At 58.4% G+C, this 14,844-nt stretch carries 12 protein-coding genes and 1 pseudogene; 7 read left to right on the top strand and 6 right to left on the bottom strand.

Annotation, left to right across the window (positions count from 1 at the left end; all coding sequences use genetic code 11):
- Positions 1 to 257 precede the first annotated feature (257 nt).
- The 3 genes and pseudogenes from ACOTXF_RS01045 to ACOTXF_RS01035 form a co-directional block, all read left to right on the top strand.
- Complete coding sequence (locus ACOTXF_RS01045) at positions 258 to 1,556, top strand: D-amino acid dehydrogenase (protein ID WP_008500514.1); 1,299 nt, start codon at positions 258 to 260, stop codon at positions 1,554 to 1,556.
- A 9-nt stretch (positions 1,557 to 1,565) separates the two neighbouring features.
- A complete protein-coding gene (gene dadX, locus ACOTXF_RS01040) occupies positions 1,566 to 2,636 on the top strand; it encodes a catabolic alanine racemase DadX (protein WP_008500515.1) in 1,071 nt (356 codons plus the stop codon).
- A pseudogene (locus tag ACOTXF_RS01035) lies at positions 2,597 to 2,791 on the top strand (hypothetical protein); the annotation flags it as partial. The gene dadX and the pseudogene ACOTXF_RS01035, both read left to right, overlap by 40 nt.
- On the opposite strand, the gene ACOTXF_RS01030 reads toward ACOTXF_RS01035, so the two are convergent.
- Positions 2,732 to 4,465: a potassium/proton antiporter gene (locus ACOTXF_RS01030; protein ID WP_032675016.1), complete on the bottom strand. Its 1,734-nt coding sequence runs from the start codon at positions 4,463 to 4,465 to the stop codon at positions 2,732 to 2,734. The pseudogene ACOTXF_RS01035 and the gene ACOTXF_RS01030 sit on opposite strands and share 60 nt — an antisense overlap.
- A gap of 97 nt (positions 4,466 to 4,562) precedes the next feature.
- On the bottom strand, positions 4,563 to 5,477 hold the full coding sequence (gene ldcA, locus ACOTXF_RS01025) for a muramoyltetrapeptide carboxypeptidase (RefSeq protein ID WP_047747404.1): 915 nt from the start codon (positions 5,475 to 5,477) through the stop codon (positions 4,563 to 4,565).
- Positions 5,478 to 5,584: 107 nt separating this feature from the next.
- Between ldcA and emtA the strand changes: the two genes are divergently transcribed.
- Positions 5,585 to 6,196, top strand: coding sequence for a membrane-bound lytic murein transglycosylase EmtA (gene emtA / locus ACOTXF_RS01020; RefSeq protein WP_008502664.1), 612 nt, complete (start codon positions 5,585 to 5,587; stop codon positions 6,194 to 6,196).
- A 38-nt stretch (positions 6,197 to 6,234) separates the two neighbouring features.
- Here the strand turns inward: emtA and ycgR are convergent, their stop codons facing one another.
- Positions 6,235 to 6,966, bottom strand: a complete 732-nt coding sequence (gene ycgR / locus ACOTXF_RS01015; RefSeq protein WP_234115188.1) for a flagellar brake protein YcgR — start codon at positions 6,964 to 6,966, stop codon at positions 6,235 to 6,237.
- A gap of 208 nt (positions 6,967 to 7,174) precedes the next feature.
- Between ycgR and ACOTXF_RS01010 the strand changes: the two genes are divergently transcribed.
- Both ACOTXF_RS01010 and ACOTXF_RS01005 read left to right on the top strand, forming a co-directional pair.
- Positions 7,175 to 7,429, top strand: coding sequence for a GlsB/YeaQ/YmgE family stress response membrane protein (locus ACOTXF_RS01010; protein WP_008502662.1), 255 nt, complete (start codon positions 7,175 to 7,177; stop codon positions 7,427 to 7,429).
- 112 nt (positions 7,430 to 7,541) lie between these two features.
- Entirely contained in the window at positions 7,542 to 9,638 is a 2,097-nt protein-coding gene (locus ACOTXF_RS01005; protein WP_232926582.1) for a TonB-dependent siderophore receptor, read from the top strand.
- A 64-nt stretch (positions 9,639 to 9,702) separates the two neighbouring features.
- Here ACOTXF_RS01005 and ACOTXF_RS01000 read toward each other — a convergent pair whose 3' ends face one another.
- Both ACOTXF_RS01000 and ACOTXF_RS00995 read right to left on the bottom strand, forming a co-directional pair.
- Positions 9,703 to 11,388, bottom strand: coding sequence for an alpha,alpha-trehalase (locus ACOTXF_RS01000; RefSeq protein ID WP_021240398.1), 1,686 nt, complete (start codon positions 11,386 to 11,388; stop codon positions 9,703 to 9,705).
- Positions 11,389 to 11,490: 102 nt separating this feature from the next.
- Positions 11,491 to 12,447: an AraC family transcriptional regulator gene (locus tag ACOTXF_RS00995; protein WP_047747407.1), complete on the bottom strand. Its 957-nt coding sequence runs from the start codon at positions 12,445 to 12,447 to the stop codon at positions 11,491 to 11,493.
- A 115-nt stretch (positions 12,448 to 12,562) separates the two neighbouring features.
- Here ACOTXF_RS00995 and ACOTXF_RS00990 point away from each other — a divergent pair, with 115 nt between their 5' ends.
- Positions 12,563 to 13,750, top strand: a complete 1,188-nt coding sequence (locus ACOTXF_RS00990; protein ID WP_023325486.1) for an MFS transporter — start codon at positions 12,563 to 12,565, stop codon at positions 13,748 to 13,750.
- A 41-nt stretch (positions 13,751 to 13,791) separates the two neighbouring features.
- Here ACOTXF_RS00990 and gap read toward each other — a convergent pair whose 3' ends face one another.
- Entirely contained in the window at positions 13,792 to 14,802 is a 1,011-nt protein-coding gene (gap, locus tag ACOTXF_RS00985; RefSeq protein WP_021240396.1) for a type I glyceraldehyde-3-phosphate dehydrogenase, read from the bottom strand.
- Positions 14,803 to 14,844: the final 42 nt, after the last annotated feature.

Below are 14,844 nucleotides of genomic sequence, written 5' to 3'. Positions count from 1 at the left end.
TGTTAAAAAGCGTGCTGAGGCAGAAATTTTTTCTTTGCGATTTCGCGTTTTTGATACGGCAAAAAAAGGGCGTCCCTCAGCATTTTATGCTGGTTAAAAATAACGCGCAGCAGGAGATCCCAAATTAGAGCTATCCCCTGATGCTGGGGGATGTGTGAGGTAAGTCACCATAAAAAAGTCGTATGTTGAATAATATTTTCAACTAGGTTATCAATCTGTAATTAGAAGATTGTTCTTTTGCACATAATGGAGTGGTTATGCGTGTTGTCATACTGGGAAGTGGTGTCGTTGGGGTAACCAGCGCCTGGTATTTAAGTCAGGCGGGACATGACGTCACCGTTATCGATCGTGAGTCAGGCCCCGCGCTGGAAACCAGCGCGGCGAACGCCGGGCAAATCTCTCCGGGCTATGCGGCACCGTGGGCAGCACCGGGCGTTCCGCTGAAAGCGATTAAATGGATGTTCCAGCGCCACGCGCCGCTGGCCATCAGCCTTGACGGCACGCAGTTCCAGCTGAAATGGATGTGGCAGATGCTGCGCAACTGCGACACACGCCACTACATGGAGAACAAAGGGCGCATGGTGCGCCTGGCGGAATACAGCCGCGACTGTCTGAAAGCGCTGCGCGCCTCAACCGGGATTGAGTACGAAGGCCGTCAGGGCGGAACGCTCCAACTGTTCCGCACCGAACAACAGTATGAAAACGCCACCCGCGATATCGCCGTGCTGGAAGATGCTGGCGTACCGTATCAGCTGCTGGAAGCCAGCCAGCTTGGTCAGGTTGAACCTGCGCTGGCGGAAGTGGCGCATAAGCTGACGGGCGGCCTGCGCCTGCCGAATGACGAAACCGGCGACTGCCAGCTCTTTACGCAGCGTCTGGCGCAGATGTGCGAGCAGGCAGGGGTGAAATTCCGGTACAACACCTCTGTCGACAAGCTGCTGTCGGAAGGGGAAAAAATTTACGGCGTGAAGTGTGGCGAAGAGGTGATCAAAGCGGATGCCTACGTCATGGCGTTTGGTTCGTACTCCACCGCGATGCTGAAGGGCATTCTCGATATTCCGGTCTACCCGCTAAAAGGCTACTCGCTGACCATTCCGGTAAAAGAGGAGAGCGGCGCACCGGTTTCTACCATTCTGGATGAAACCTACAAAATCGCCATTACCCGCTTCGATAACCGCATCCGCGTAGGCGGCATGGCGGAGATCGTCGGCTTCAACACCGAATTGCTGAAACCGCGTCGTGAAACGCTGGAGATGGTGGTGGGGGACCTCTTCCCGCGCGGTGGCTTTGTCGAGCAGGCGACCTTCTGGACCGGCCTGCGTCCGATGACGCCGGACGGCACGCCGATTGTCGGGCGCACGCCGTTCAAAAACCTGTGGACCAATACCGGGCACGGTACGCTTGGCTGGACGATGGCCTGCGGCTCCGGGCAGCTGCTGAGCGACCTGATTTCCGGACGCACGCCGGCCATTCCGTTTGACGATCTCAGTGTCGCGCGCTATCAATCGGGGTTTACGCCGTCGCGTCCACAGCACCTGCACGGCGCACATAACTAAGGAGTTGTCATGTCCCGTCCTGTTCTGGCTCAGCTGAACCTGCAGGCCCTGAAGGATAACCTGCAGATTGTTCGCCGGGCGGCACCTGGCGCACGCGTGTGGTCGGTGGTGAAAGCGAATGCCTACGGCCACGGCATTGACCGTATCTGGAGCGCGCTGAGCGCCACCGATGGCTTTGCGTTACTCAATCTGGAAGAGGCCATTCTGCTGCGCGAGCGCGGCTGGAAAGGGCCCATACTGCTGCTGGAGGGGTTCTTCCACGCCGACGATCTGCCGCTGCTGGATAAGTACCGGCTGACCACCAGCGTTCACAGCAACTGGCAGATCAAAGCGATTCAGGATGCGAAGCTCCACGCGCCGCTGGATATCTATCTCAAGGTCAACAGCGGCATGAACCGCCTGGGCTTCCAGCCTGAGCGGGTGCATACGGTCTGGCAGCAGCTGCGCGCCCTGAAGAACGTGGGTGAAATGACGCTGATGGCGCACTTTGCCGACGCGGAAAAACCGGACGGTATCGCCGATGCCATGGTCCGCATTGAGCAGGCGGCAGAAGGGCTGGACTGCCCGCGCTCGCTGTCCAACTCGGCGGCCACGCTGTGGCATCCCGAGGCGCATTACAACTGGGTGCGTCCGGGGATCGTTCTGTACGGTGCGTCGCCCTCGGGGCAGTGGCAGGATATCGCCAACAGCGGCCTGAAGCCGGTAATGACCCTGCGCAGTGAAATCATTGGCGTGCAGACCCTGAAAGCTGGCGACACGGTGGGCTACGGTAGCCGCTATCGGGCAAAGGGCGAGCAGCGGATTGGTATCGTGGCGGGCGGCTATGCCGACGGCTACCCGCGCATTGCGCCAACCGGTACGCCTGTGTGGGTAGATGGAGTCCGCACGGGAACGGTAGGCACCGTATCAATGGATATGCTGGCCGTTGACCTGACGCCCTGCCCGCAGGCGGGTATCGGTTCCCCGGTCGAGCTGTGGGGTAACGAAATCAAAATTGATGACGTGGCGGCCGCGGCGGGCACGGTAGGGTATGAACTGATGTGTGCCCTGGCACCGAGGGTGCCGGTTGTGACGGTGTAACGTATGTTCGCCGGGTGGCGCTAACGCTTACCCGGCCTACGTTCGAGGGTTTTGTAGGCCGGGTAAGGCGAAGCCGCCACCCGGCAAAAAAACCGCTACTCCGCTTCCTCTTCCATCGGCCTCAAACCGACTTTCCTTACCGCGTTATCTTCTTTCTCTGCTACCGTCCAGATCATCCCGGCAAACTCTACCTGATCGCCCACGACTGGGGCTGCGCCAAGCCGCTGCTGGATGATTTCGCCCAGCGTTTGCTGGCTATCTCCGTCTTCAGCACCTTCATCCAGGCCGTAAATCAGCGCCACATCGGCAAACCTGGCGCTGGCTTCCAGAATAAAATCGCCGAAGAAACGCTGGTCCAGCGCTACCGGCGGCGACTGGCTGAACAACTTGCCCAGCGCGGGCAGGTCACGCTCGCGGCCAATCACGCACAGAATATCCCCTTCGCGCAGGCGTGTGCTGCCGGTAGGGTGCAACAGGACATTGTCGCGGAACAGGGCGGCAATGCGCGTTTCGGCCGGCATGTGCAAATCGCGCAGCGAAGCGCCCACGCACCATTTGTCGGCGCTCAGCTGATAGACGAACTGCTCCCACGGGTTTTCCGGATGAATGTCGAGCCCCACGCGGGAAACCGGCCAGCCCACGGGAGGGACCACGACTTTGGCTTTTTTTGCCGCCCACCCGAGGGACGTTCCCTGGAACAGCAGCGAAATCAGCACCACGAAGAAGGCCACGTTAAAGAACAGCCGGGCGTTATCCAGACCGGCCATCATCGGAAAGACCGCAAGAATAATCGGCACCGCGCCGCGCAGACCCACCCAGCTGATAAAGACGCGCTCGCGCAGGTTGAAGCCGCGAAACGGCAGCAGGCCAGCAAATACCGACAGCGGACGGGCGAAGAATATCATCCACGCAGACAACAGCAGCGCCGGAACGGCGATGGGCAGCAGGTCCGATGGGGTAACCAGAAGACCGAGCACCAGGAACATGCCGATCTGCGCCAGCCATGCCAGGCCGTCGAAGTTCTGCAAAATGGCATGGCGGTTGCGAATAGGGCGGTTGCCCATCAGGAACCCGCAGAGGTAGACGGCGAGAATGCCGCTGCCGTCCAGCGCCGTGGTAACGGCAAAAATGAGAATGCCGCCGCTCAAGGCCAGCAGCGGGTAAAGCCCCGAGGGCAGCGAGATGCGGTTGATCATCTGCTGCAAGAGATATCCCCCCGCCAGGCCAATAACAATCCCCAGCCCGAACTGCTGCAGGATATGCCACGCAAACATCCAGCTGAGGCCCGTCTCGTGCTGCTGGATCATCTCAATCAGCGTGATGGTGAGAAACACCGCCATCGGATCGTTGCTGCCGGATTCAATCTCAAGCGTGGAGCCAACGCGTTCGTTAAGCCCTTTACCGCCGAGCAGGGAAAACACCGCTGCCGCATCGGTTGAGCCCACGATGGCGCCTATCAGCAACCCTTCCATGATATTCAGATGGAAAAGCCACGCGGCCATCATTCCGGTGAGGCCGGAGGTAATCAACACGCCGACCGTCGCGAGCGACAGCGCGGGCCCTAAGGCCACGCGGAAGGAGCTCGCCTGGGTGCGCATGCCGCCGTCCAGCAGGATCACCGCCAGCGCCAGGTTACTCACCATGTAGGCGAAAGGGTAGTTATCGAATGGGATACCGCCAATGCCATCAATGCCGGCCAGCATGCCGATGGCGAGGAAAATAACAAGAATAGGTATGCCGAGACGCGATGAAAATGAACTTAATAAAATACTGCTGGTTACAAGGACCGAACCCAGAATGAAAAGGCTGATTATCGCTGCGGCATCCAATGTTCTCTTACTCCCACCTCAATGTTAACGCTGTTACTAAAACCCTAACATATTAACGACGGCAACGGCGTTTTATTAAGGGGGTATAACGGCTTTTTTATGCCTTTATGACAGGATGGCCGCTGATGGTCAGCCGGGAGCCGGAATCATTATGGAGCAGGGAGGCGTGCGCCCCCAACGCCAGAGTCACGGTGCGCTGCTCATGACCGAAGTCCAGACCGGCGATCACCGGAATATCCAGCCGCGAGCGAATGAACTCAACCATGGTTTCCAGGGAGTAACCCGCGTCATAGTCATTCGGGGCAGCGCCGCTGAAGCTGCCCAGCACAATCGCGGACTGGCGCTCAAGAATACCGGCATGATAGAGCTGCAACAGCATCCGTTCGACGCGGAACGGATGTTCGTTGATATCTTCCAGCACCAGAATGCCGTCCTTGATTTGCGGCATCCACGGCGTACCGATGAGCGAAACCAGCATCGCCAGGTTACCGCCCCAGAGCTGACCTTCGCATTCCCAGTGCGGTCCATTCCCCTGCCACTCCACGCTGTAGGTGGGATTACGCAGCGCGCGCCAGAAATGTTCCACGGTGAACGCTTCCAGCTCCGGCGCGCCGAAGTTACCGGCCAGCATCGGGCCGCTGAAGGTGATGACGTTATGCAGCGCCAGCAGCCCAAGCTGGATGACGGTGAAATCGCTGTGGCCGCATATCAGCAGCGGATCCTGCTGCTGACGCTCCGCCAGGCCCTGCCAGTCAATGCTCTCCAGCAGCCGGCTCGCGCCATATCCGCCGCGCACCGCCAGCACTATCCGGTTTTCACCCTTCAGGTTCACCAGGCTGTTGATATCATTCAGCCGCTGCGCTTCGGTACCGGCAAAACGCTGCTGGCGGCGGGGGATAATCGTCTGATTTTCTACCTGGTGGCCCGATTCCAGCAAACGCTGAACGCCCCGCTGCGCCGCGTCCTGGTTAATGCAGTAGCCCGACGGCGCGATGAGATGAATCTGAGACATGGCAATTCCTTGCTGAATGAGAAACTAATTGTCTATATCATGCCGCGTATACGCCGCCTGCTTCAAGGGGCGGCGCACCGCGATGACCGGCTATAAGGATAGATGACGTGAAATTGAGATGGTTTGCTTTTTTGATTGTGTTGCTCGCTGGCTGTAGTTCAAAACATGATTATCAAAACCCGCCCTGGAACCCGGAAGTGCCGGTGAAGCGGGCGATGCAGTGGATGCCGATCAGTGAACAAGCCGGGAAAGCCTGGGGCGTCAGTCCGCGCCTCATCACGGCGATCATTGCGGTGGAGTCCGGCGGTAACCCCACGCTTGTCAGCAAGTCCAACGCGGTGGGGCTGATGCAGCTTAAAGCGTCAACGGCGGGGAGAGAGGTATACCGCTACATGGGCTGGAGCGGCCAGCCGTCGACCAGCGAGCTGAAGAACCCGGAGCGCAACATTTCAATGGGCACGGCCTATCTGAGCATCATGGAGCATGGCGTGCTGAAGGGGATTCAGGATCCGGAGGTCATGCAGTACGCGCTGGTGGTGTCTTACGTTAACGGCGCCGGCGCGTTGCTGAGAACCTTCTCCTCTGACCGCAAAGAGGCGATAGAAGAGATTAACGGCATGGACAAAGACGAATTCTTTGAGCATGTGGTGAAAAATCACCCGGCACCACAGGCGCCTCGTTATATCTGGAAAGTGCAGAAAGCGATGGATGCCATGTAATGCCGCAGACGGGCGGCGGTCACGCTGCCCGATGTTTTTTACAGAACTTTATTTGCGCGTTCGCGCGCCTCCCGCTCCAGGGAGTAGATAATGCGCTGCAGTTCGCGCTCAGCGCCAGGTCCGACGTTGAGGAAACGGAAGCTCAGACGCGGCGTGGTGATCGTTTCATTTTTGCTGTCCACGACGGTGCGTTCGCTGATGGCAATCAGCTGTGCATCGAAATAAAACCGCCCCCAGCCCCCCATATCCAGCTCGATTTGCGTGAACCGCATGCCCTCTACCAGTCCGTCAGGCTTCGGCGTATCCATCAGCGCGCCCATACCGCCCAGCGACAGATCGAAGAGACGGAAGCGAATCTCTTTTTTGTCCGGCATTTTGGCCTTGCAGAAGTAGGCGGGGTGAAGCGGGGCGCTGATGCGGAAATATTCACGACGCTGGACAAACCAAAGATTAGTGGGAAGCGGGGTCATAAAGGCCGGTAGCCCCTGGTATTCGCTCAGTTCCAGTCGCGACAGGACAAACTCCACTTTGGCGCCCTGCGTTTCGGCCATCACGGCGATATTCTCCGCCTTCAGCGCCGCGCGGTTTTCATACTCCTGACTGCCTAAATCAATCACCAGCCGCTCCTGCGAGGCGTCAAGGATCTTACTGATGAACTGATTATTCGACCAGCTGATGCGCAGCGGCACTTCACCTTTTTGCAGGTCGCGTAATACCCCTAATACAGCCAGCGGATTTTGCTTGAGGAACTGCTCACTGTAATGACTCACGCCGGATGGCTCCTTGATAGATGACAGACTGTCTTAGCGTTATCGGCAATCTGCAATGAAACTTAATACAAACCGGTGAGTTTTTTTTGCCTGTTCAGGCAAAGATAAGTCGGTGACAAGAAAATGATTTTCCGGCGATGACCTATACTTAAGTTAGCTGTGCAGAAGGTTTTCTGCACATGCGTTAAACCTGCAAGAGGGCATCGCTATGGGTATCATCGCCTGGATTATCTTTGGTCTTATTGCTGGCGCTATCGCGAAATTGATCATGCCGGGAAACGATGGCGGCGGCTTTATTTTGACCTGCGTACTCGGGGTCGTTGGTGCGGTTGTGGGCGGCTGGCTGGCGACGATGTTTGGCTTCGGAGGCAACATAAGTGGTTTTGACCTGCACAGTTTTCTGGTCGCTGTCGTGGGCGCCATTGTGGTGCTGGGCATATTCAGGTTACTGCGACGAGCATAAGATAACGTAAACGGCTCTCTGCGGAGGGCCGTTTTTTTACCTGAGTATTGATTTGTTAATGTAAATGATAATAATTGTCGTTCCGTATTGCATCTAACAACAAGACGACATTATGACTCCCTCTCGTTTTACGCTTTGCGCCCTGGCAGGCGCCATCACGCTCGCACTGCACGCTCCGGCATTCGCCGAAGAATCCACTATCGTCGTCACGGGCGCAGAGCAGGGCAGCGCGCTGCCGGCCTGGACGAACAGCGCCACGAAATCGGCCGTAGCTGAAAGTAAAACGCCGCAGGTCATCACGACCCTCTCTGCGCCGGAAATTGACAAGCGCCATGCGAATTCCGTGAATGAAATCCTCCGCTATGCGTCGGGCGTTTCAACCGAAGTGCGGGGAAATACCTCCTACATGAGCGAATATAAAATTCGTGGCTTTACCGTCGACCAGGAGTTCTACAACGGGCTGCAGTTACCCTATAACGTCACCGGCAATACCAAAGCGCGCATCGATCCGCTGTTGATTGACAGCGTTGATATCCTGAAAGGCCCCTCATCGGTTCTCTACGGCGGCGGCTCGCCGGGCGGGCTGGTGAATATCCAGAGTAAAAAGCCGCAGCGGGAAGCGCGAACCGAATTCGGTTTTAACACCGGCAACCGCAACCTGAAAGAGGGCTATCTCGACTCAACCGGGCAGATTGCCAACAGCGACTGGAACTACCGCCTGCTGGGTAAAGCGACGGAAAATGACGATCAGCCGCACACCACCCGGTATGAAAACTACCTGGTTGCCCCGTCCGTCACCTGGCAACCCGACAGCAAAACCCGCCTCACCCTGGACGCGCTGGCGCAGAACTCCCCGAGCCTGACGCCGTCTAACCCGCTTCCGATCGCCTACCTGCGCTCGACATACGCGGGCAAGCGCGATTACGCCGGTGATGAGTGGAGCGGGTTTAAGCAGCGTCAGTGGATGCTGGGCTACAGCTTTGAGCATGAGTTTGACAGCGGCTGGGGCTTTAACCAGAAGGCGCGCTATTTCGACGTCGACACGCACCAGCGCAGCGTCTATGCAACGGGCACGGGAAGCGAGGTTTATCAGCTCAACCGTTTTGCCTACACCACCGATGAAGATCTGCAGAGCTTCAACATCGATAACCAGGTCACCAAAACCGTGGCGCTGGGCGACTGGCAACACCATCTGCTGGCCGGGTTTGACTATCAGAAGCTGAACTCCCATTTCCACTACCGTTACGCGTCGACCACGCCGGGCATGGATATGCGTCATTATTCGCAAATCAGCGAAAGCGCATTAGGGCTGTATACCGCTCAGAAAAACCGTCTGAGCTATCAGCAGAACGGCTATTACCTGCAGGATCAGTTGGAGTTTGGCGGGTTAAATCTGCTGGGCAGCCTGCGTTACGATGATTATCGCTCCGTCACCACCAATTATCTGCAAAACGGTGATAAGGCCTGGGTATCGCAGGATCGCGTCACCAAACGTCTGGGCGCGCTTTACGCCTTTGATAACGGGATTTCGCCGTTTATCAGCTATTCCGAAGGTTTTGCGCCGGTGTCGCCGCAGGGCACGCTCGTGGCGAAAGACGTCAAACCGACCACCAGCAAGCAGGTGGAAGGTGGGGTAAAATATCTGCTGGCGGATTATGCCACCACCTTTACCGCCTCGGTGTTTAACATCCGCCAGAAAAATGTCGTCACCTCCGATCCGGGCTTCCTGAACTATCGTCAGACCGGGGAAGTGGAATCCAAAGGGGCGGAACTGTCAGCCATCAGCCGCCCGACGGACAACCTGACGCTGATTGCCAACTATGCCTACACCCACGCGATCAACACGGAAGATGACAAGTACAAAGGTAAACGTCCAACGCAGGTGCCGGAGAATGCCTTCAACCTTTGGGGGGAATACACCTTTGAAAACACACCGCTGAAAGGGCTGATGCTGGGCGCGGGCGCACGCTACACCGGCCCGATGGAAATCTCTCCGGCTAACGATGCGGGTAAACTGGGGGGCAGCACGCAGTACGATTTGTCGGCATCCTACCGGATGGGTGAAATTCTGCCTTCGCTGGCCGGGCTGACGCTTAAAGCCAGCGCGCAGAACATCACCAACAAAGAGACGCTGACCTGCTACGACGCGACCAACTGCTGGGTTGGGCGGGACAGAACGTATCAGCTTGGGGCAAGTTACAGTTTCTGAACAAGGCCCTGTGAGGGCAAAAAGTAGGCCGGGTAAGGCGTAGCCGCCACCCGGCAATACTCCCTTACTGCGCAGATGCTTTCACCGGCGCCACCTCATCATTCGCCGCAGGCCGATTCTCCGGCACGCTGTCGCACGGTTTCTCTTTCGGGCAGACCCGGTCCAGCATCTTCAGGGTCACGCCGTTGCTCCAGCCGAAGCCGTCCTGCAGCGGATACTCACCGCCGCCGCCGCCGGTACCGGTGGTCGACACGTCATACTTCTCGACCAGTTTCTTTTCCCGGTCATAGGTATGCTGAACGTTTTTCAGGAAGCGCCAGGTCACATCCATCGAGACCTTCTCTTGCCCGTAATTCTGCAACCCTTCCGCGGCCACCCATTGCAGCGGAGCCCAGCCGTTTGGCGCATCCCACTGCTGGCCGCTGTTGACGGTGGTGGTCGCTATCCCGCCCGGCTTCAACAGACGAGAGGACGTTGCCGCGGCGACTTTTTCGGCACGATCCTGCGCCGCCGCCTTGACGTAAAGCGGGAACAGGGCCGCCGCCGTGAGCTGATTGCGTACCTTCTTGCTCTTCAGGTCGTAATCGGCGTACCAGCCCTCTTTATCATTCCACAGGTGGCTCTCGATGGCTTTCTGGCGCGCGGTGGCCAGCGTCTCATACTTGCTTGCGCTGGCGGCATCGCCGCTCTCCTGGCTTGCCCGGGCCAGCAGTTTTTCCATCTTGAACATCAGGGCGTTCAGGTCCACGGGCACAATGCTGGTGGTCCGGATGGTGCCGAGTTTTTGCGGATCGTCCATCCAGCGGGAGCTAAAGTCCCAGCCCGAAGCCGCGGCGGAACGCAAATCACGGTAGATCTCGGTTGCCGGTCGGTTTGGGTTACTTTTCGCGGTGTTCACATCGTCAAGCCAGGACTCCGGGCGCGGCGTATCGCGATCGTCCCAGTAGCGGTTGAGGACAGCGCCGTCATCCAGTTTCACCACGCGTTTGTTGGCCTGGCCCGGCTGCAGGGCATCGACGCCGTCCATCCAGTAGGCATACTCTTTCTCCATCTGCGGACGATATTTCTTCAGCGCGTCGCTGTCATGGGTCGCCAACAGTTCAACCATCAGTGAGAAAAACGGCGGCTGGGAACGGCTCAGGTAATAGCTGCGGTTGCCGTTGGGAATGTGGCCGAAGGTGTCGATCTCATACGCAAAGTTATCCACCATGTCGCTGATTTTGTCCCAATGATCGCTCTCTGCCAGTCCCAGCATGGTGAAATAGCTGTCCCAGTAGTAGACCTCGCGGAAACGTCCGCCGGGCACAACGTAGGGCTTCGGTAACGGGAGAAGGGAATCCCATTTGTTGCTGGCTTTATCGGTAGTGCGCGTCAGTACGGGCCAGAGATCGTCAATGTGTTCACGTAAACTTTGTCCAGCAGGCGGAACGTATTTTTCCCCTTCCGCAGGGAGCGTAAAGTTCATCTCGACAAAGTGGCGTAAGTCAAAGCTGGACTGCGTATGCTGCATCCGGTAGTCCGCCAGAATCATCAGCGGGTCGCTTTTGGGGACGGCATCCGCAAAGGTTTTCTGATCGGGAAACAGTTTGGCGCTCTGCACATCGTTAAACAGAGGGCCAAGTAAAATATCGGGTGAGGTTGTCTGGGTTGCGGGGTTATCGTCGGCATAGCCCAGTGTCGTTACGCCGAGCAGCGCGCCGCCTAACGCAAGGGGCAAAAACGCGGGGCGTAGTGTACGAGGTCTTATCATCAGTTCGTCTCCTGTCTTCACTAAACAGCGTGACCGCTGTTGTCAATCACCTGAAAACCTTAGACGAATATTGCCCGCTTCGCGTTAAATATTGCCGCGCTTTCAGACCTCTTCCGCGGTCTGGCTGGCTTCCCGCAGCGTGCCCGGCGCATGGCCAATGATGCGCTTAAACGCCCGGCTAAATGCCGCCAGAGAGCCATATCCCAGCCGCAGCGCGACCGTTTCAATGGGCTGGTTTTCATGACGAATATACTGAATGGCCAGCCGCATTCTCAGCTCGCTGAGATATTTTGCCGGGGTGGTTCCCGTCGCCGCGAGAAACCGTTCCGCGAAAACGGATCGGGAAGTCCCGGCTTCTTTTGCCAGATCCGCCACGCTCCAGTTCAGGCCTGGCTGCTGGTGCATGGCGTAAATGGCCCGGCTCAGGCGCGGATCGCGCAGCACCTGCACCCAGCCGGTGGCTTTGCCACAGCCGCCTTCAACCCAGCCCCGCACAATTAACGCCGCCACCACGTCGGCCAGCCGCGCAAGGATCCCGGCATACCCGGCCTGACGCGCCGCGGATTCCCGCTCCATCGCCGCCAGCAGCGGATGAATTTCCGGCCAGGTGGACATCAGCCGGCTAACCATCATCACTTCCGGCATCGCCTTGATCAGCGGCTGCATCCCGCCCAGCTCAAAATCCATGTACCCGCTAAAAATGAGGGTGTTCTCGCTCTCCGGGCAGGGCTCGCAGGTAATGGCGCAGACCGAGCTGCAGATAGGCTCGCTCGGGAAGGCGTTGACCGGGGTAAGGGTGGCCTGCTCGTCAGAGAGCAAAGCGTGGGAATTCCCGCCGGGAATAAAGAGGGCGTCGCCACCGCTCAGTTCGAACGTTGCGCCGCTCTCCATGCGCAGCAGGGCGCTACCGTGGCTCACAAAATGGAACTGTGCCCGGCCGGGAGCCTGATGAAACGCGACGCCAAAGGGCGCGCTGGCTTCAATCCGCCGGTATTTCACGCCTGACAGGCGCATGCCCCGTAAAAGTTCGCTGATCAAATCGGGTGACTGTACGGTCATGGTGCAACTCCGGACGAATAATCAATAAGTGGAGATTATATGTCATAGATCGTCCAGGGTGAACCTTCTATTCTTTTGCGACAGTAGTCACATTTTTATAACGGGAGATCAACAGATGAGTTCATGTGTCGCGGCGAGCGAGGCGGTAGCGCCTGCAAAACCCGCCTGGCGGGCCGTCTATTCACTGGGGCTGGGGGTATTTGGTTTGATTACGGCAGAATTTCTGCCCGCCAGCTTGTTAACACCCATGGCCGCGAGCCTGGGCGTGACCGAGGGGATGGCCGGACAGGCTGTCACCGCCACCGCGCTGGTGGCGCTGGTCACCGGGTTGTTGATCACCCCGGCGACCAAGAGTATCGACCGCCGCTGGGTACTGATGTTTTTCTCGGTGCTGCAAATTATCTCCAGCCTGCTGGTGGCCTTTGCGCCCAACCTGCACGTCCTGCTCATGGGGCGTCTGCTGCTGGGGATAGCCATCGGGGGATTCTGGGCCATGTCGACGGCGACAACGATGCGTCTGGTTCCGGCGGATAAAGTGCCGAAAGCGCTGGCGGTAATCTTCTCCAGCGTATCAATTGCCACGGTGGTCGCGGCCCCGCTGGGCAGCTATCTGGGCAGCCTGATCGGCTGGCGCAACGTCTTTGTACTCTGCATTCTGCCGAGCATGCTGGCGCTGCTGTGGCAGCTCTGGGTGCTGCCGTCCATGAAGCCGGAGAGCAGCGGTAGCCTGAGTACGCTGTTCCGCGTGCTGCGTCGTCCAGGGATGATCGGCGGCATGCTGGCGACCATTCTGATCTTCAGCGGCCATTTCGCTTTCTTTACCTACCTGCGTCCGTTCCTGGAGACGGTAGGACAGGCGAGCGTGGAAACCATTTCATTGATCCTGCTGGGCTTTGGTATCGCCAACTTTGTGGGCACCTCCGTGGCCGGGCATCTGCTGGCACGCAATCTGCGCCTGACGCTGGCGCTGGTGCCGTTTGCGATGGGCGTTCTCGCGCTCATGATGGTCGCCTTTGGTCATCTGGCCATGCTGGACGGGCTGCTGGTCGCGCTGTGGGGCTTTGCATTTGGTCTGGTTCCGGTGGGCTGGTCAACCTGGCTTGCGACCACCGTTCCGGATGAAGCCGAAAGTGCAGGGGGGCTGCTGGTGGCCTCAATCCAGCTGGCGATAAGCGCCGGTGCGGCCGGAGGTGGGGCGGTATTTGATCTTAACGGTGCCAGCGGCGTGTTCGCGGGCAGCGGTTTGCTGCTGGTGACGGCGATGGTGATTGTGTTTATGGGTGTGAAAGTGAAAGCGGAGTGATTTTTTAGCCGGGTGTGCGTTCGTGCCACCCGGCCTCAGGTTTACAGCCCTTTCTTATCCATCAATACCGCCAGATCCACCAGGCGGTTAGAGAAGCCCCATTCGTTGTCATACCACGCCAGGATCTTCACCATATTCCCGCCAATCACCAGCGTGGAAAGCCCGTCGATAATCGAGGAGCGCGGGTCACCCTGGTAATCGCTGGAGACCAGCGGTTCATCGCTATACCCCAGAATGCCTTTCAGAGGCCCGCTGGCGGCCGCGTTGCGGAACGCGTCATTCACCTCTTCGGCGGTCACGTTGCGGCTCAGCGTCACGGTTAAATCGACAATCGACACCACCGGCACCGGCACGCGCAGGGAGTACCCGGTCAGCTTGCCGTCCAGGGAGGGGATCACTTTCCCCAGCGCTTTCGCCGCGCCGCTGGAGTAGGGCACAATCGACAGCGCCGCCGCGCGGGCGCCGCGCAGATCTTTCTCCGGCTGATCGTGCAGCGCCTGGCTGTTGGTGTAGGCGTGCGTCGTGTTCATCAGGCCATGCTCAATCCCGAACTGCTGATGCAGCACCTGAGCGGCCGGTGCCAGACCGTTGGTGGTGCAGCTCCCGTTGCTCACCACCGCGTGCCGGGCGGGATCGTACTGGTCATGGTTGACGCCCATCACAATCGTCAGGTCGTCGTTCTTCCCGGGGGCGGAAATGATGACGCGCTTAGCGCCGCCGTGGGTGATATGCACCGCCGCTTTCTCCCGCTCGGTAAAGAAGCCGGTGGCCTCAATCACCACGTCTACCCCGGCATCACGCCACGGGATATTCGCCGGGTCGCGTTCGCTAAATACCACGATCCGCTGGCCGTCTACCTGCAACGCACCGTCACCCGCTTCAACGGGCGCGGGCAGTTTGCCCAGAAGGGAATCATGCTTCAGCAGATGGGCGAGGGTTTTACTGTCCGTCAGATCGTTAATCGCCACAATCTGCAGATCCGGGTTGCCCAGCGCCGCGCGCAGGACATTACGTCCGATACGGCCGAAACCGTTAATACCGACCTTAACCATGGTGCACTCCTTATCTCTGTTGTCTGGAGTCACTGTAGGCGT

This window comes from Enterobacter cloacae complex sp. IR53041 (genome assembly GCF_049238285.1).
Taxonomy (GTDB): domain Bacteria; phylum Pseudomonadota; class Gammaproteobacteria; order Enterobacterales; family Enterobacteriaceae; genus Enterobacter; species Enterobacter roggenkampii.
This window is presented reverse-complemented; position numbering and strand designations above follow the sequence as displayed.

What these genes read in the sequence shown, in the direction of transcription:
- ldcA (WP_047747404.1), bottom strand. Translation starts at nt 5,477, where the DNA reads ATGTCTCAGATTCATCTCATCGCGCCGTCGGGCTACTGCATTAACCAG.
- ACOTXF_RS00995 (WP_047747407.1), bottom strand. Translation starts at nt 12,447, where the DNA reads ATGACCGTACAGTCACCCGATTTGATCAGCGAACTTTTACGGGGCATG.
- ACOTXF_RS00990 (WP_023325486.1), top strand. Translation starts at nt 12,563, where the DNA reads ATGAGTTCATGTGTCGCGGCGAGCGAGGCGGTAGCGCCTGCAAAACCC.
- ACOTXF_RS01010 (WP_008502662.1), top strand. Translation starts at nt 7,175, where the DNA reads ATGGGTATCATCGCCTGGATTATCTTTGGTCTTATTGCTGGCGCTATC.
- gap (WP_021240396.1), bottom strand. Translation starts at nt 14,802, where the DNA reads ATGGTTAAGGTCGGTATTAACGGTTTCGGCCGTATCGGACGTAATGTC.
- dadX (WP_008500515.1), top strand. Translation starts at nt 1,566, where the DNA reads ATGTCCCGTCCTGTTCTGGCTCAGCTGAACCTGCAGGCCCTGAAGGAT.
- ACOTXF_RS01045 (WP_008500514.1), top strand. Translation starts at nt 258, where the DNA reads ATGCGTGTTGTCATACTGGGAAGTGGTGTCGTTGGGGTAACCAGCGCC.
- ACOTXF_RS01005 (WP_232926582.1), top strand. Translation starts at nt 7,542, where the DNA reads ATGACTCCCTCTCGTTTTACGCTTTGCGCCCTGGCAGGCGCCATCACG.
- ACOTXF_RS01000 (WP_021240398.1), bottom strand. Translation starts at nt 11,388, where the DNA reads ATGATAAGACCTCGTACACTACGCCCCGCGTTTTTGCCCCTTGCGTTA.